The 15,746-nt window shown below is 67.0% G+C and carries 14 protein-coding genes; 7 read left to right on the top strand and 7 right to left on the bottom strand.

The window, feature by feature from the left end; translation table 11 throughout:
- Positions 1 to 5: 5 nt before the first annotated feature.
- Genes ASC98_RS18265 through surE form a run of 3 tightly spaced genes read right to left on the bottom strand, consistent with a single transcriptional unit; the run spans position 6 to position 2,538 of the window.
- Complete coding sequence (locus ASC98_RS18265) at positions 6 to 971, bottom strand: peptidoglycan DD-metalloendopeptidase family protein (protein WP_082541667.1); 966 nt, start codon at positions 969 to 971, stop codon at positions 6 to 8.
- Positions 971 to 1,786: a protein-L-isoaspartate(D-aspartate) O-methyltransferase gene (locus ASC98_RS18260; protein ID WP_056814286.1), complete on the bottom strand. Its 816-nt coding sequence runs from the start codon at positions 1,784 to 1,786 to the stop codon at positions 971 to 973. The genes ASC98_RS18265 and ASC98_RS18260 overlap by 1 nt, the downstream gene beginning before the upstream one ends.
- Positions 1,783 to 2,538: a 5'/3'-nucleotidase SurE gene (surE, locus tag ASC98_RS18255; RefSeq protein WP_056814282.1), complete on the bottom strand. Its 756-nt coding sequence runs from the start codon at positions 2,536 to 2,538 to the stop codon at positions 1,783 to 1,785. The genes ASC98_RS18260 and surE overlap by 4 nt, the downstream gene beginning before the upstream one ends.
- A 108-nt stretch (positions 2,539 to 2,646) precedes the next feature.
- On the opposite strand from surE, the gene ASC98_RS18250 reads away from it, so the two are divergent.
- From ASC98_RS18250 to ASC98_RS18235, 4 genes are all read left to right on the top strand, one after another.
- Positions 2,647 to 3,621, top strand: coding sequence for an NADPH:quinone oxidoreductase family protein (locus ASC98_RS18250; RefSeq protein ID WP_056814279.1), 975 nt, complete (start codon positions 2,647 to 2,649; stop codon positions 3,619 to 3,621).
- Between the two features lie 301 nt (positions 3,622 to 3,922).
- Positions 3,923 to 4,657: a response regulator transcription factor gene (locus ASC98_RS18245; RefSeq protein ID WP_056814276.1), complete on the top strand. Its 735-nt coding sequence runs from the start codon at positions 3,923 to 3,925 to the stop codon at positions 4,655 to 4,657.
- 31 nt (positions 4,658 to 4,688) lie between these two features.
- Complete coding sequence (locus tag ASC98_RS18240; protein WP_056814273.1) at positions 4,689 to 6,938, top strand: ATP-binding protein; 2,250 nt, start codon at positions 4,689 to 4,691, stop codon at positions 6,936 to 6,938.
- 140 nt (positions 6,939 to 7,078) lie between these two features.
- A complete protein-coding gene (locus tag ASC98_RS18235; protein ID WP_056814270.1) occupies positions 7,079 to 9,091 on the top strand; it encodes a PAS domain S-box protein in 2,013 nt (670 codons plus the stop codon).
- Positions 9,092 to 9,122: 31 nt separating this feature from the next.
- Here ASC98_RS18235 and ASC98_RS18230 read toward each other — a convergent pair whose 3' ends face one another.
- Positions 9,123 to 10,664, bottom strand: coding sequence for a DUF4832 domain-containing protein (locus tag ASC98_RS18230; protein ID WP_162249236.1), 1,542 nt, complete (start codon positions 10,662 to 10,664; stop codon positions 9,123 to 9,125).
- Between the two features lie 671 nt (positions 10,665 to 11,335).
- Here ASC98_RS18230 and ASC98_RS30580 point away from each other — a divergent pair.
- Positions 11,336 to 11,704, top strand: a complete 369-nt coding sequence (locus ASC98_RS30580) for a hypothetical protein (RefSeq protein WP_157597737.1) — start codon at positions 11,336 to 11,338, stop codon at positions 11,702 to 11,704.
- 48 nt (positions 11,705 to 11,752) lie between these two features.
- Here the strand turns inward: ASC98_RS30580 and ASC98_RS18225 are convergent, their stop codons facing one another.
- Together ASC98_RS18225 and ASC98_RS30575 are read right to left on the bottom strand one after the other, a co-directional pair.
- A complete protein-coding gene (locus ASC98_RS18225) occupies positions 11,753 to 12,283 on the bottom strand; it encodes a DUF4375 domain-containing protein (protein ID WP_056814264.1) in 531 nt (176 codons plus the stop codon).
- 94 nt (positions 12,284 to 12,377) lie between these two features.
- Positions 12,378 to 12,854, bottom strand: coding sequence for a hypothetical protein (locus ASC98_RS30575; protein ID WP_157597736.1), 477 nt, complete (start codon positions 12,852 to 12,854; stop codon positions 12,378 to 12,380).
- Between the two features lie 260 nt (positions 12,855 to 13,114).
- Between ASC98_RS30575 and ASC98_RS18220 the strand changes: the two genes are divergently transcribed.
- Together ASC98_RS18220 and ASC98_RS30570 are read left to right on the top strand one after the other, a co-directional pair.
- Positions 13,115 to 13,513: a hypothetical protein gene (locus ASC98_RS18220; protein WP_157597735.1), complete on the top strand. Its 399-nt coding sequence runs from the start codon at positions 13,115 to 13,117 to the stop codon at positions 13,511 to 13,513.
- A 199-nt stretch (positions 13,514 to 13,712) separates the two neighbouring features.
- Positions 13,713 to 14,099: a hypothetical protein gene (locus ASC98_RS30570; protein ID WP_157597734.1), complete on the top strand. Its 387-nt coding sequence runs from the start codon at positions 13,713 to 13,715 to the stop codon at positions 14,097 to 14,099.
- 87 nt (positions 14,100 to 14,186) lie between these two features.
- Here ASC98_RS30570 and ASC98_RS18215 read toward each other — a convergent pair whose 3' ends face one another.
- Positions 14,187 to 15,506, bottom strand: coding sequence for a hypothetical protein (locus tag ASC98_RS18215; protein WP_056814258.1), 1,320 nt, complete (start codon positions 15,504 to 15,506; stop codon positions 14,187 to 14,189).
- Positions 15,507 to 15,746: the final 240 nt, after the last annotated feature.

Raw genomic sequence — 15,746 nt, 5'->3', positions numbered from 1 at the left:
GCGCCTCAGCGCGGCGGCAGCAGTTTGGCCGGATCGATCGGCCTGCCGAGCTTGCGGATCTCGAAATGCAGCAGCACCCGATCGGAATCGGAAGAGCCCATCTCGGCGATCTTCTGGCCGCGGCGCACGGTCTGGTCTTCCTTGACCAGCAGCGCCTGGTTGTGCGCGTAGGCCGTCAGGAAGGTGCTGTTGTGCTTCAGGATCACCAGGTTGCCGTAGCCGCGCAGGCCGGAGCCGGCGTACACGACCCGCCCGTCGGCGGCCGCCAGCACCGGGTCGCCGGCCTTGCCGGAGATCGACAGGCCCTTGCTGCGCACGTCGTCGAAGCCGGCCACCACCGCACCGGTGGCAGGCCACTGCCAATTGACGTCGTCGTCATCGCGCGGCGTGGCCGCTGCCGCGGGCGGCAGCGCAACCGGCGTCGAGGTTGCCGACGCGACCGACACCCCCGATGCACCCGACGCGGCGCGCGGCGCATCGAGCGGCTTCACGTCGACCTTCGCGGCGGTCACGCCGCGCGTCGCCACGGCGTTCGGGTCCGCACCCGGCGGCACGACGCGCAGCACCTGGCCGACCTCGATGACGTTCGGGTTGTCGAGGTTGTTCCACTTGATCAGGTCTTTCCAGTTCTGGCCGGTCTCGAGCCCGACGCGGATCATCGTGTCGCCCGGCTTCACCGTGTAGAAGCCCGGCTTGCCGGCGTTTTCGGCACCCGGCAGCGGCTTCACGCCTTCGGGCATGCCGAGCGGTGCGGGCGTGGCGCCCGGCGTGCCCTGCGCACCCTGCGTTCCACCGGCCGTCGCGACCGGCGCGCGCGGACCACCGCGGTCCTCGACCGGTGCCTTGATCTTCGGCGACGAACAGGCCCCGAGGACGAGCGCCGCCAGCACGATGGCGATCGATCGGGGGCGGGCCGGGCGGCGACGCGTTGCCGCAGGAGTCGAGATGCTTGCCATCACTGCCACTGTCATCAATCCGTTCCTGATTTTAGGGGGACGAACAACACCGCCTCATGGACCGTGCGCTCGTAGCCACCCTCTGTTCTGTCGACCACCACCAGCACCTGGCCCTGCCCTGCGGCCCGCTGCACCGGGGCCACCAGGCGGCCCCCGACCGCCAGTTGATCGAGCCAGGCCTGTGGCAGATTGTCGCCGCCGGCGGCCGAGATGATGCTGTCGTACGGCGCGTTCGGCGGGTGTCCCCGCATCCCGTCACCATACACCAGCCTGATGTCCGTCAGACGCAGCGGCGCGAGCAACTCGCGCGCCTTGTCGTGCAGCGGCTTGAGCCGCTCGACCGACAGCACCTGCCGCGACAACTGCGCGAGCACCGCCGCCTGGTAGCCGCAGCCGGTGCCGATCTCGAGCGTGCGGCCCAGCGTGCGACGCGTGCGCGCGGCGGGGCTGGCCATCAGCAGCTCGATCATGCGGGCTACCACCGACGGCTTCGAGATGGTCTGCCCGAGGCCGATCGGCAGGCTGGTGTCTTCATACGCCTGGTTGACCAGCGCGCTGTCGACGAACGCGTGGCGCGGCACGCGACTCATCGCACCGAGCACCAGTTCGTCGCGCACGCCGCCGCTGCGCAGCCGGTCGACCATGCGCTGGCGCACGCCGGCCGAATCGAGGCCGAGCCCGGTGGGCACCACGCTGCGCGCCGAAGCGGTGCCGGCCGCGGCCGCCTGCTGCACCGGCCGCTGCGGCCGCAACGGCTCGCGGCCCTTGGCGGGTGGCGCGAGCCGGTCGAGTTGCAGCGGGAACTTCGGTCGCTTCGGGGCTTCGCTCATGTACCCGCCGCTTGCGACCACTGCCGCCACGCGGGCAGCCGGGCATGGTCGGTCAGGTCGACCTGCAGCGGCGTGATCGACACGCAGCCGTTCGCGGTGGCATGGAAATCGGTGCCCTCGCCCGCTTCGCGGACATCGCCGGCCGGCCCGATCCAGTAGATGGGTTCGCCGCGCGGGTTCTGCTGGCAGATCACCGGCTCGCTCGCATGGCGGCGGCCCAGCCGCGTGACGCGGCGCGGCAGCTCGACCGCATCGGGCCGGTTCGGAATGTTGACGTTGAGCAGCCAGGCGCCGGGCGCCGGCGGGTTCGCGAGCACCTGCTCGACCAGCGAGCGTGCGAGCCGGGCGGCGGCATCGACCTGGGCCCAGCCCTTGTCCACCTGCGAGAACGCGATCGACGGGATGCCGAACAGGAAGCCCTCCATCGCGGCCGCGACGGTGCCCGAATACAGCGTGTCGTCGCCCATGTTGGCGCCGTTGTTGATGCCCGACAGCACCAGGTCGGGCTTGCGCGGCAGCAGCCCGGTCAGCGCCACGTGGACACAATCGGACGGCGTGCCGTTGATGTAGCGGAAGCCGTTGGCCGCGGTGAAGGCCGACAGCGGCCGGTGCAGCGTCAGCGAGTTCGAGGTGCCGCTCGCGTTCTGCTCCGGGGCCACCACGTCGATCTCGCCCAGCCCTTCGCAGGCTTTCACCAGGGCCGCGAGGCCGGGGGCGAGGTAGCCGTCGTCGTTGGCGATGAGAATGCGCATCGGGCGATTGTAGGGATGTAGGGACGCGTCACCTGCGCGACGCATGCAGGCGGCCGGCCTGCCTATCATCCGGCGCCCACCCCCCGCGTCACCCAAGGAGACGACACGATGCAAGCCTGGTTGTGCGAGAACCCCGTCGGCCCCGAAGCGCTGACCTGGACCGAGCTGCCGACACCGCAGCCGGCCGCCGGCGAGGTGCGCGTCGCGATCCGCGCCGCGAGCCTGAACTTCCCGGACCTGCTGATCGTCCAGAACAAGTACCAGATCAAGCCGCCGCCGCCCTTCGTGCCGGGCGCCGAATACGCCGGCGTGGTCGATGCGGTCGGCGAAGGCGTCAGGCACCTGAAGGTCGGCGATGCGGTCGCCGCGTTCGCCGGCACCGGCGGCTTCGCGACGCATGCGTGCGTGAACGCGGCGCTGCTGATGCCGCTGCCGCCGGGCTTCGCGTTCGACGACGCGGCGGCGTTCCTGTGCACCTACGGCACCACCCACCACGCGCTGATGGACCGCGCAGCGCTGCAACCCGGCGAGACGGTGCTGGTGCTGGGCGCGGCCGGCGGCGTCGGCAGCGCGGCGATCCAGATCGCGAAGGCGGCCGGCGCGCGGGTGATCGCCGCCGCATCCACCGACGAGAAATGCAGCTTCTGCAAGCAGCTCGGTGCCGACGAGACCATCAACTACAGCCGCGGCCAGCTGCGCGAGGAACTGAAGGCGCTGACGAAGGGCCTGGGGCCCGACGTGGTCTACGACCCGGTCGGCGGCGACCTCGCCGAGCCGGTGTTCCGTTCGATCGCGTGGCGCGGCCGCTACCTGGTGATCGGCTTCGCGCAGGGCAGCATCCCGGCGCTGCCGCTGAACCTGGCGCTGCTGAAGGGCGCCTCCATCGTCGGCGTGTTCTGGGGCGAGTTCGCCCGCCGCGAGCCGAAGCACAACGCCCGCGCGCTGGCCGAGCTGGCCGGCTGGTATGCGCAGGGCAAGATCAAGCCGGCCATCGACTGCAGGCTGCCGATGAGCGGGCTGTCGGATGCCTTCGCCCGCATGGGCAGCCGGCAGGTGCAGGGCAAGATCGTGCTGCTGACATGAATGACGACCCCTCGGTCGACGGGTACGTCGACCGATCCCCCGAGGGGAACGATGGCCGCGGCTCCAAGCCCGCCTGCGCGGGCTTGGACGGCCAGAGTGCAAGCCGCGTCTCGCGGCTTGCGCGGGCCGGCCCTTCGACAGGCTCAGGACAGGCTTGGGGCGGCCCGGCGCTCGGCCCGCCGCGCCTGCCACCGCCCCCCAACCGAGGGGCCCCAGGACCGTGTGATACACCGCTGGACACAGCTTGTTGCAGGGCGAGTGCGCTACGATCGCAGGTCGCGCACGCTCTCCGGCACATGGCATGGCAATCAAGGTCCTGATCGTTGAAGACAACCCGGTCGCCCGCAGCTTCCTGTGCCGTGTGGTGCGCGAAAGCTTCAGCGACACGATCGCGATCACCGAAGCCGGCGACCTCGAGAGCGCCCGCCGCCACATCGGCTTGCCCGACCACCAGAAGGTCGACGCAGCGACCGACCCGTTCAAGCTGATCCTGGTCGACCTCGAACTGCCCGACGGCAACGGCATGGAACTGCTGGCCGAGCTGGCCCGCTACCCGGCCACCAAGATCGTCACCACGCTCTACTCCGACGACGACCACCTGTTCCCCGCGCTGCAGTGCGGTGCCGACGGCTACCTGCTGAAGGAAGACCGCTTCGAGGTGCTGGTCGAAGAACTGCAGAAGATCGTGCGCGGCCAGCCGCCGCTGTCGCCGGCCATCGCGCGGCGCCTGCTCGGCCACTTCCGGCAGGGCCCGGGCGGCATGGGCGGGCTGTCCGAGCCGGCACCGTCGGGCTTCCAGAGCAGCCGGCCGATGCCGCTCGGCCGCGGCGCGCCGCTCGACCACGAGCGCCTGACACCGCGCGAGAGCGAGGTGCTGACCTACCTCAGCAAGGGCTTCACGATCAAGGAGATCGCGAACCTGATGGGCATCAAGTGGTTCACCGTCAACGACCACATCAAGTCGATCTACAAGAAGCTCAACGTGTCCAGCCGTGCCGAAGCTGCCGTGCTGGCCAGCAAGCAAGGCCTGGTCTAGAACTCCGGCCCGCCGGGGCTGACCACCGCGCATGGACAACCCCGCGACGCGGCCGGCGAGCCTGCACACCGACTCCGCACTCGATTCCGGGCTGATCGACCACGCGCTGGGCGACGACCAGCGCCTGTCTCGCTGGATGGGCTGGCGGCTGCGGCTGCTGGTGGTGGCTGCGCTGCTCGGCTGCGTCGCGCTCGTGATGACCGCCCGCTGGCTGGCCGCGCAACCGCACCTGCCGGCCGACTGGCGCGTCGGCGCGCAGGGGGAGATCGAACTGGTGCGCACCGACGACGCGGCACTGAAGCCGCTCGAAGGCCGCGCGCTGGTCGGCCTGCTGAACGACAACGGGCAGGTCGCGATCGTCGATGGCCTGGCGCTGCAGCGCTCGCCGCGCTGGATCACCAGCGACGCGCAGCGCGAGCGGCAGGTCGACCAGCACCAGCAGGTCGCCGCGGTGATGGGCGGCAGCACGGTGCGGGTGTTCTTCATCGGCGGCCGGCAGGTCGAGCTGGCGCTGCAGCCGCGCGGGCTGACGCGGCTCGGCACGATGTTCTGGGTGCTGTCGGCACTGAGCCTGACGCTGTACCTGGTGGCGATGGTGGTGCTGCTGGCCAAGCCGTCGATGCGCAACCTGCTGTATGCCGTGGCCTCGCTGTGCCAGGCGGGCAGCCTCGCGTTCATGGCCGTCGAGTCGACGCTGCAGCTCGGGCTGCCGCTCGGCCTCCTGCGCTGGGACATGCCGCTGCGCCTGGCCTTCGACCTGCTCACCGCCGCCGCGCTGGTGCACGCCGCCTGCCCCGCGCAACAGCCACCGGCCGGCGGGCGGCGCATCGCGTGGGCCGGCTGGGGCATCGCGCTGCTGCTCGCAGTGCTGTGCGCCGGTGGGTCGCTGCGCGGCGCATGGTGGTGGGCACAGGGCGGCGTCCTGCTGCTGGGGCTCGCAGCGCTCGGGCTGCTGAGCTGGTCGTACCGGCGCGAGCCGCATCCGTTCGCGGTCGTGATGCGCCGCTTCGGCGTGATGGCGATCAGCACCTGGCTGCTGCTGACGATCGCGATCGCCGCCGGCCACCGGATGCCGGCGGTGCACCAGCAGGTGGCCAGCATCGGCCCGGCGGTCTGGTACGTGTTCTTCGCGTCGCTGCTGCTGTTGGTGCCCTTCCTGTCGAAATCGCAGCAGGTGATGCGCGAGTTCTCGCTGCTGGCGGCGGTGAGCACCATCGCGACCTCGCTCGACCTGCTGTTCGTCGCGGTGTTCTCGCTCGGCCAGTTCGCTTCGGTGACGCTGGCACTGTTCCTGTCGCTGGGCATCTACTCCGGCGCGCGGCAGTGGATCCTGAACCAGCTGCTCGGCAGCAACGTGCTGACGACCGAGCGCATGTTCGAGAAGCTCTACCGCATGGCGCGCGAGGTCGAGACGCATCCCGAGCGCGCCTCCGACATGCTGATGCAGCTGCTGCGCGAGCTGTTCGAGCCGATGGAGGCGGTGGTGGTCGAGAAAGCGACGCGCAGCGCGCGCGTCGCCGGCGACGGCTCGACGCTGGTGGTGCCGGTGCCGCAGCTGCCCGGCGTCGGCGACGGCCTGCCGTGCTCGGTGGTGCTACGTTTCGCGCACCGCGGGCGGCGGCTCTTCACGTCGGAAGACGCGCGGCTGGCCGAGCGCATCCTCGAGCAGTTGCGCCGGGCGATCGCGTTCGACAAGGCCGTCGAACAGGGCCGCAGCGAGGAGCGGCTGCGCCTCGCACAAGACCTGCACGACGACATCGGCGCCCGGCTGCTGACTCTGATGTACAAGGCGCAGTCGCCGGAGATGGAAGAGTACGTGCGGCACACGCTGCAGGACCTGAAGACGCTGACGCGCGGGCTCGCCGCGCCGAACCATCCGCTGTCGCATGCGGCGGCCGAATGGAAGGCCGACCTGACGCAGCGCCTGACCGCGGCCCACATCGAGCTCGGCTGGAACCTGAGCTTCGACCGCGACATCTCGCTGACGGTGGTGCAGTGGTCGGCGCTGACGCGCGTGATGCGCGAGCTGGTGAGCAACGCGATCGCGCATGCGAAGGCACGCCGCGTCGACATCGAGTTTCACCTGCTGCAAGACCGGCTGGAGCTGACCATCACCGACAACGGCATCGGCCGCAACCCGCAGGCCTGGGCCCACGGCCTCGGGCTGGGCGGCGTGCGCAAGCGGGTGAAGCAACTGGGCGGCGAGGTCGAATGGAAGGAGGCCGGCGCGCTCGGGATCCGCTGCCGGGTGACGATCCGCCAGCTGTCGGAAAGGCATTGACGCCAGGCCGCTGATCGTTACATGCTGCGACGAGAACGGACGGATCGTCCGGCGGCTGGCAGACGGGTGAAGACCAAGGTCGACCGCCTCGGCAACTGCCCGAAGGGCGCGGCGCTCGATCGCTGTGCTAGGGTTGAGGGATGACCGCCGACCCGCCTGCGGACCCCGAACATCACAGCGAAGAACGTTTCCGGTTGCTCGTCGAGAGCGTCCGGGATTACGCCATCTTCATGCTGAGCCCCGAGGGCCGGGTGATCACCTGGAACGCCGGCGCGGAGCGCTTCAAGGGTTACCGCGCGCACGAGATCATCGGCGAGCACTTCTCGCGCTTCTATCCGGCAGACGCCCTCGCGCGCGGCCTGCCCGCCCACGAACTCGAGGTGGCCGCCGCCGACGGCTCGTTCGAGGACGAAGGCTGGCGTGTCCGCAAGGACGGCTCGCTGTTCTGGGCCAACGTCGTCATCACCGCGATGCGCACGCCCGACGGCCGGCTGGTCGGCTTCGCCAAGGTCACGCGCGACCTCACGCAGCGCCGTGGCCACGAGGAAGCCCTGCGCCGCAGCGAGGAGCGGTTTCGCCTGCTGGTCGAGGGTGTGGCCGACTACGCCATCTTCATGCTCGATGCCAACGGCATGGTCGCCACGTGGAACGTCGGTGCCGAACGCATCAAGGGCTACACCGCCGCGCAGATCATCGGCAAGCACTTCTCGGTCTTCTACCCCGACGAGGCGCGCGCGAGCGGCTGGCCCGACCACGAACTGCTGGTGGCCAGCGAGAAGGGGAGCTTCGTCGACGAGGGATGGCGAGTGCGCCGGGACGGCTCGATGTTCTGGGCCAACGTCACGATCACCGCGCTGCGCGACGACGACGGCCGGTTGCTCGGCTTCGCGAAGCTGACGCGCGACCTAACCGAGCGCCGGCAGGCCGAGGCGGCCGAAGCGGCCGGCCGGCAACGCGACGAACTGCTGCAGGCCGAACGCGGCGCCCGCATGGAAGCGCAGCGCGCGACCCGCATGAAGGACGAGTTCCTCGCGACGCTGTCGCACGAACTGCGCACGCCGCTGAGCGCCATCCTCGGCTGGACGCAGGTGCTGCGGCGGGCCGGCGGCAGTGGCAGGCCGGTCGACCTGGAACGGGCCGTCGACGTGATCGAGCGCAACGCGCGCGCGCAGGTCAAGCTGATCGACGACCTGCTCGACCTGAGCCGGATCATGGCGGGCAAGGTGCGGATCGATGCGCAACCGACCCCGCTGCTGGACGTGGTGCAGGCGGCCGTCGATTCGGCCCGGCCAGCGGCGGAGGCCAAGAACCTGCGCCTCGCTGCGCGGCTCGACCCGGCCGCGTCGACCGTGCTCGGCGACAGCGGGCGCCTGCAGCAGGTGGTGTGGAACCTGCTCACCAACGCCATCAAGTTCACGCCGGACGGCGGCCAGGTGCAGGTCGACCTCAAGCGGGTCGGGCCGCGGGCGGAGCTGACCGTCAGCGACACCGGCATCGGCATTCCGGCGAGCTTCCTGCCGCATGTGTTCGACCGCTTCTCGCAGAACGACAGCTCGACCACGCGGGCCTTCGGTGGCCTGGGCCTCGGGCTCGCGATCTGCAGGCAGCTGGTGGAACTGCACGGCGGCACGATCAAGGCGGCCAGCGCCGGCGAAGGGCTGGGGGCGACTTTCGTGGTCGACCTGCCGATGGCCCATGTGCAGCTGGAAGCCGAAGCGGCGCAGTGCGAGCCACCGGCCATGCAGCCGGCGCCGGCGGATTCGCAGGCGCTGCCCCGGCTCGGCGGCGTGCATGCGTTCATCCTCGACGACGAGGCCGATGCACGCGAGCTGCTGCGGCGCGTGTTCGAGGACCAGGGCGCGCAGGTGACGGTCTTCGCGTCGGCGCACGACGCGCTGGCGGCGCTTCAGCAGAGCCGCCCGGCCGTCATCGTCAGCGACATCGGCATGCCGACGATGGATGGCTACCAGTTCATGCGCTCGCTGCGTGCCGGCGAAACGCGCAACGACCGCATTCCGGCACTCGCGCTGACGGCGTTCGCGCGCGCCGAAGACCGCAAGAAATCGCTCCTCGCCGGTTACCAGGCCCACCTGGCCAAGCCGTTCGACGTGACCGAGCTGGTGCTGGTGGTGGCGAACCTGGTGGGGCGTTGAGCGCGCCAGCCGCCCTCAAGGGCGCCGCACCTTACTTCACCGCCAGCGCGGTGCCCAGGCGGAAAGCCCCCAATGACGCGTCCCAGGCCTGCCGGCTGGCTGCGTTGTCTGCATTGGCCGGCCGCACTGCATAACGTGCGTCGCTGCCGAGCTGCCCCGCGCCATCGGGCAGCGCGATGTAGACGTCGTGCTCGCCGGTCGGCGTGCCCGCCGGGACGGTCAGCGACACCTCGTGGGTGAAGGTGTTGCCCGCGGTCCAGGTACGGGGATCGACGGATGTCGCCAGCTTCACGACGTTGCCGGTGCTTCGATGCTTCAGCAGCAGGCTGACCGGGCGGGCCTTGAACGGCCTGGCCCAGCCGACGTTGCGCACGGTGAATCTCACCGACCACGCGGCGCCCGCCGTCGCGCTGGCTGCGTGTTCGGCCGAGACGAACTCGAGCCGATAGCCCATCAGGCGCTTGACCTCGTCGTAGCAGCCGTCCTGCTTCCAGCGGGAATGGAAGGCTTCGGTGTAGTAGTCGTTGTTCAGGTAGGTCAGTGAGAACTGCCTGCCTTCGGCGAGGATGTCTGCGCAGCTGGTCCGCGGCTGCGCACCGGCGTCGTCGGCCGGGTTGCAGGTCTCGCCGCCGAACGGCGTCACCCTGGCGAGGGCCATCGTGTAGTTGCGCTGCTGCTGCCTCGTCGTGACGTTGTCGCTGTAGGTGCCGACGTCGGTTGCGCTGGCCAGGAAGCAGTCGTTGTGCACGCCCGAGCGCGATCCGGCCGATCCGTCGAAGGCGGTCGATTCCGTCGGCGGCGCCGCGAACCACTCCATCACGTACGGCGGGTAGCGGAACTGGACGAACTGCTCCCGAGGCAATGCATCGAGCAAGGCATCGCGGATGCTCGTGCGGCTGCTCGCGCTGGTCAGCCCGTTCGACGAGGTGTGCCACTCGCCCCAGGCCCCGATGAAGCCCGCCTGCAGGTAGGCGATGACATCGGCGTTCTCCTGCAGCACCGGCTTGAGCTGGGCGATGTGGGCGAGCACGCGGCTGAGCGATGCATCGGTGGCATTGCGGTACTCGGTCTCGCCGTCGGGGTAGTTGTAGACGAAGCGCGGGATGAGCTTCACGCCCGATTGCCTGGCGTTGGCGAAGCCGGCGCGCAGCCCGTCCAGCAGGCTGGCGGGCAGCGCCGCGTCCTTGTAGGCGTCGAGCCGGACCATCGCGTACAGCACGCGGAAACCGTTCGCGTACGCGTCGGCACCGTCGGCCTTGCTGAACTGGCTCAGGTCCGACCAGGCCCAGCGGTAGAAGCCGCGCTCGGGGTTCGGTATCTCGGCAGTGGTCGCGGTGAATTGCGCGGACGCCGTGGGCGCGGGCGCGGGCGCGGGCGCAGGTGCGGGTGCGGGTGCGGGTGCGGGTGCGGGTGCAGGTGCAGGTGCAGGTGCAGGTGCAGGTGCAGGTGCAGGTGCAGGTGCTGGCGTCGCTGCCGGTGAGGGAGCAGGGCCGCTCTGTTGCGGAGCGTCATCCGTGCCGCCACCGCAGCCCGCGACGAACACGCTGTTGGCACACAGCGCCACCAAGGCCATCAGCCTCCGGACATTCCTTGTATTTCTCATGAGGTGCACGGCACTTGCCAATGGCTGGGGAGGCTCGAATTATCGAGACACGCCACTTGCGGATTGCCAGCCATCGGTGAGGCTTGGCAACTTGCTTTTCACAACGTGTCGTGGCGAAATTCTTCCCCGGAGGTCCGGGCTTGCGCGTGCCTGAGGGTGAAGGGAATCGAGCCCGCTCCACGGTATAGCTCAGCATTTCGGCGCCCTATTCCCCCTTGGGAGGCCCTGTGCCGGCTGGAGCTTGATCGAGTGGATTCATCCCACCCATCTTCCCAACAGCCTCGCCGGCAATGAGCCCTTGAGACGACGGGCAGCGGAGACCATCGTCCGACCGAGCCCTGCTGCCCAGACACCAGAAGGAAGTCGACAACAGCTGTGCAGCGTTTGCTGCCGGTCGATCGCAATCGACGAGTGTCCGCTTGATGCGGCAAAGCGGCCGGTGCGCTGCGCCGGCGACAGCACGGCAAACTGCCGCGGCGCCATCGCGCGGCTGACGCCCGCGATCTTCCCCGTCCAAACTCCGTTGAACGCCCGCTCTCACGAGCTGCGAAGCGGAGCTATCGACCCGTTGCCATCCTTCAATCCTTCGAACTCGACGCCCGAAATCCGACGTTCGACAGAAGCGTCTAGCATCACGGGATATGGCCAAACACACCCTTTACGCCTACGCACTACCGACAGCAGCACCCCTCGATGTCGACCGCTTGATAGTGGCCATGCAGAGTTTCATTGCTAGCCGCAAGTGGACTTGTCCGGAGGTTTGGCCCGTTAACCAAGGCACTGGCGATACCGCTGATGTTGGACTGAACATGGTGCTTCCAGACCCAGGCTCTGAGCTTCCGGGGTGGTTCGAAGATGTAGCAGCGGTTGCCATGTTCTGCGCCCGTTCACGGCCTCTGTTCAGCTGTAACTTTGTCATCGGTGCTGGTGACGGCAAGCAGGCTGACGAAATCACCGAGATCGACTCCGACAATCCGAGAATCGACTTCATCAGGCGCTTTCTCGGCTGACCCGAAGCCGCCCTTCGCGGCCGTCGGCTTGTGGCAGAGGACCTCGTTTCACCGATCAATCGACTTCCGCAGGTACTCCGCTAGAAGAGCAATGCGGTCTTCTCGGCCGCTGTAGTACTCAGTCTCCAGGCTGGCAAATCTGGACGATTCCGCAATCTCTTCGAGCTTCACGATTCGCTCCTCGCGGTCGTCCGGCAACGGAAGGATGGGAACGTCTTTGTTCGCAGCCTCAAGCAAAGATGCTGCTTCACCGGCTCCAATGGCGCGGAGCGCTTGCACTGTCTTGAGAGCGAGCACGCCGCGAGTGTTGAAGTAATACTGATCAAACCCACCGTTGTTGACCTCGGCATCGAGCAGCCAGACGCCTACACCTACTGCCTCCACCTGTGAAAGTGATTCCGCGCCATGGCTAAGGTACTTGCTGATCCACGGCTTGATGACCTCCAGGAGGTAGTCCAAGTCTTCCATGATGCGTAGAGTACCCGCAAGCCGTCGTTGGTGGTCGGCCGGTTGTGGCCGGCTGAAGACGCTCGGACTCAGTTCCCGGTAGCCTAGAAACGCCGCCATCCCGACATCCATGCAGCAGGTCTTGACGCAGGAGACTATCTCCCGTTGTCTGGAATGAGCGATGGCGCAAGAACGCCATCCCCACGAATTCCTCTCACTGAAACCATCAGGCCACAAGCAATCGCTGCAATTCAGCGTCGGCACCCGGCTCACCAAGCGCGATGGCAAAGTGATACCACTCCACAGCAGCCTCGAGATCTGCTGGAATGCCTATGCCTCCGGTGGCGTAAGTTCTTGCGACGGAGATGACCGCAGCCGCGCTGCCGGTTATCTTGGCGAATGCCTCGAGGTGTTTGAGGGCACGACGTGACTTTTCCTCGTAGTCGCAGGTCCCCAATCGTAAATCGTAGGCACCTCGAAGAGCCCAGTGGACAGTCTCGTCGTCATCGACAGCCGCGGCCGTAGCCCTCTCAATGATGAGATCTGCCTGTTCGGCCGTGATGCCAGCTTCTCCCCCAAAGATTGCGAGCCTGACACTTGCGGCAAGGTCACCGTTTGCCGCGATTCGACGCGCGAGTTCGATTGCCTCGCTACGCCGACCGCTCTGAAGTAGTTCGACAGTTGTATGCCACCAAGCCTGCATTCGCGACGTCTGCCCTGCCCGACAAGCCGATAGCCTATCCGAAAGCTGCCGTTGGCGACCGGCAGCTGGTGGCCGACAGGGCATGTTCGCCGCCTCGCTTGCGAGCAGTCGGTCGGAGGCTGTGCCGCCTCACTGGGCGACCGCTTGCAGGGCCGCGACCGAAGGGGCACTGTCGGCCAACATCTGCCGGTCGCCAACGTCCGTTTCTAGGAAAGCTGAACGCGACATGCCTGCACCGGAAGGCCTATGATTTCGACCTCATGAACGCCGCCGCTTGGTCAGAAACTGTCGCCGCCCTCAAAAGTCGAGATGCCGAAACATGCGTGGCTGCTGCGGCGCGTCTTCAAAAGGACTCGACTCTTGAGGATGTGCCGGCCCTTCTAGGACTGCTGGAGACTGGGGACTTTTTTGAGCGTGAAGCAGCTGCCTGGCCGCTTGCAGAGATTTCCGGCGCCGGTCACCTGAGGGAGTTGCTTTCTGCGTACCAGAAGGGCTTTGAGGAGGGGCATGACAACGATGGGTTCACCGCGGCCCTCCTTGAGATTCCCGCCCTGTTCCCATTCGAGGCCAGGTCGGAACTGACTAAATTGGCGAACGCGGCGAATGATCCGATTCGAGCGCATTGCCTCTGGCTGCTTGAATTCTGCGTGACGGCCTGAGCTGTCCATGGTTCGGTGCACAGCTCGGATGGGGATTGAACGTTGCCATCTGGGCCGAGGTCGCTGATCGGCCACAAGCAGACGCGCGCGGGTGACCGCTCTGCAGCATGGCGGGCAGAATGAGGGCTCTGCGGTCGACCCCGGCACTGACGACGCAATCAACAGCCGCATCTAGTAGCGCCGACGCCCCTCGAGCACCATGTTCTCCGACCCTTGGAATCCATCGAGCACTGAAGTACGAGCCTGGGCGTACACAGCAGGCGCGATAGCGCCCTGCGAGGATTGGGATCTTTCCCTGTTGTGGGCCAGACACGAGCGAGATTATCTTGAGTTTGCTGCAGACCCACGCTGCCCGAACTCCGACTACTTTCTTCATATCCTCTACTTCATCGTCGGCAATGCTGTGCGCAGCAAGTACCGGTCAGTCCCCGAGCCCGTGATCCGCGGCTTCATAGATCTTGCCTCCGAGGCCAAGAGCCAGCGGCTGCAATCGTGGCGCGTTCGCTCTCTTCGTCTACTCAAGCATCCCGATGAATTTCAGTACGCCGCGTGGTGTGGCGGTGGCCTGGCTCGCGAGCCAAGTTGATCCCAAGTGTTCCTGACCGACAACAGTCGGCCACTACCTGCCTGTCGCGAGCGTCAGCTTTCGGTAGACCAATGAAGCGCAAACCACTCACTTTTCCGTGCGACAAGCATCCGTTGAGACCAGTGCCCGGGTATCGGGGTCGGCGTCGAACATCGGTTCTTCCAGCACCCAAGCTGGAGCGGTGTTCATCTCCGTCAATGCCCTCACGGCCCGTCTGCGGCACGCCGAGCACGGCGATAGCTCGTAGACGTAAAGAAGGCAGTCGAGCGCATCGTCGCCCGGGTGTGCTTCACACAAGTCCAGCAGTTCCCCGACGAGATGGTGGGCTTCGTCCGGGTCGTCTAGCTGTTCCAGATGCTCGGCACACAACGCGAAATCGCTCCCCTCAAAGTTGTTAACGAGAAGTGCGATACCGTTCGCCATGTTGCCATCGGCGATCAGGCGCATGGCCATTTGCCGCAATTCGATGTGCTTGGTGGGCGCCACTGCTTTCACCGCGGCCCACTGAACCTGTTCATCAGGATGGTCAAGCCATCGAAGCAGTCGACTGTCGAATCGAGGGACGCCCGTCTTCGCAAAGCATCTGAACAGCCGCTTGACAAGCTCGGGCTCTTCCGACGACAGCAGCGCCGCGAAGACCGTCTCACGCTGCTCGCTGGCCGCTTGCGCGCCCCACCGCTTGAACCAATGGCAATGATCCTTCGGACTCTTTTTGACGTGCGCCACGATCTCGGCGCCTGTATAGGCCGTGACGTCGAAACGACTCGATGAGGCGCTCTGGCTCTCGCGTGTCCTGCGCATACCTGCAAGGTAGCTTGCGACATCCGGATCGACCTGGGCTTCGCGTTCCAACGTCGCAAGTCCACCCTCAATTCCCGTGGCTGCATCGAACTGCGCACCGAGCCAATCATCAACCCAGAAATCTGGATCGTCCTGCAACCAGCGTCCGAGTTGGCCAGCAACGCGTATCAGTCCATCTACGCCGTCCAGGGCCACGATCTGTTCGGCTCCGATCACATCCGACGTATGCGACAAGCGCACCAACGACGAATACAGCAACCGCCTCGCGTCGCTCGAGCCAGCGGCAGCGAGCTCTTTCAGGATCGCACTGCGCTGATCCATGTCGCGATGGACTTCGGGAGGCCGCTCCTGAATTGTCGACTCGATCGCTTGCACCACCTTCGCATTGAGCTTCGCGTGTTCAACGATTGAGAACAGCCACGGCGCCCGCTCCGCCTCGCACTGGGGATCGTAGGTGAGGCACGACAAGCACGCCTTGATGATCTCCTCTTCTAGGCCTTCGGTTCCATAACTATCAATTTGCTGCCTTGCACGGCCATGCCCTGTCCGCAGAGCGGCGGCAAAGGCATTCCTGGTTAGCGGGAACGTGGGCTCTTTTATTCGCATTTCGCGTCCTGTGCACGGTCGCCGTACGAAAGGCTGCTCTCTGGCGACGAATTCTTCGATACGAGTGTCGCAGAAGGGTCGTTAGCTCCGACTCGCGGCTCGCAAGAGCAGCCTTTCGACTAGGTCATCGCCGGCATGGCGACCGCATCCGATGGGCCGATGCTGAACGAACGACCCGGCGTGTTGCGAAGGCTCGACGCGAGGTGAGACGAAGGTCTCCTTTCGCTGAGAGCCGACGGC

It is taken from the genome of Rhizobacter sp. Root1238, assembly GCF_001425825.1.
Taxonomy (GTDB): Bacteria; Pseudomonadota; Gammaproteobacteria; order Burkholderiales; family Burkholderiaceae_C; genus Rhizobacter.
The sequence above is the reverse complement of the archived record's forward strand: the minus strand, read 5'-3'. Positions and strand labels throughout refer to the sequence as shown.

Excerpts from the sequence above, each read along its gene's own strand:
- ASC98_RS18240 (WP_056814273.1), top strand. The coding sequence starts at position 4,689 with ATGGACAACCCCGCGACGCGGCCGGCGAGCCTGCACACCGACTCCGCA.
- ASC98_RS18230 (WP_162249236.1), bottom strand. The coding sequence starts at position 10,664 with ATGGCCTTGGTGGCGCTGTGTGCCAACAGCGTGTTCGTCGCGGGCTGC.
- ASC98_RS18225 (WP_056814264.1), bottom strand. The coding sequence starts at position 12,283 with ATGGATGTCGGGATGGCGGCGTTTCTAGGCTACCGGGAACTGAGTCCG.
- surE (WP_056814282.1), bottom strand. The coding sequence starts at position 2,538 with ATGCGCATTCTCATCGCCAACGACGACGGCTACCTCGCCCCCGGCCTC.
- ASC98_RS18235 (WP_056814270.1), top strand. The coding sequence starts at position 7,079 with ATGACCGCCGACCCGCCTGCGGACCCCGAACATCACAGCGAAGAACGT.
- ASC98_RS18215 (WP_056814258.1), bottom strand. The coding sequence starts at position 15,506 with ATGCGAATAAAAGAGCCCACGTTCCCGCTAACCAGGAATGCCTTTGCC.
- ASC98_RS18245 (WP_056814276.1), top strand. The coding sequence starts at position 3,923 with ATGGCAATCAAGGTCCTGATCGTTGAAGACAACCCGGTCGCCCGCAGC.
- ASC98_RS18265 (WP_082541667.1), bottom strand. The coding sequence starts at position 971 with ATGACAGTGGCAGTGATGGCAAGCATCTCGACTCCTGCGGCAACGCGT.
- ASC98_RS18260 (WP_056814286.1), bottom strand. The coding sequence starts at position 1,786 with ATGAGCGAAGCCCCGAAGCGACCGAAGTTCCCGCTGCAACTCGACCGG.
- ASC98_RS30575 (WP_157597736.1), bottom strand. The coding sequence starts at position 12,854 with ATGCAGGCTTGGTGGCATACAACTGTCGAACTACTTCAGAGCGGTCGG.
- ASC98_RS18250 (WP_056814279.1), top strand. The coding sequence starts at position 2,647 with ATGCAAGCCTGGTTGTGCGAGAACCCCGTCGGCCCCGAAGCGCTGACC.
- ASC98_RS18220 (WP_157597735.1), top strand. The coding sequence starts at position 13,115 with ATGAACGCCGCCGCTTGGTCAGAAACTGTCGCCGCCCTCAAAAGTCGA.
- ASC98_RS30580 (WP_157597737.1), top strand. The coding sequence starts at position 11,336 with ATGGCCAAACACACCCTTTACGCCTACGCACTACCGACAGCAGCACCC.
- ASC98_RS30570 (WP_157597734.1), top strand. The coding sequence starts at position 13,713 with ATGTTCTCCGACCCTTGGAATCCATCGAGCACTGAAGTACGAGCCTGG.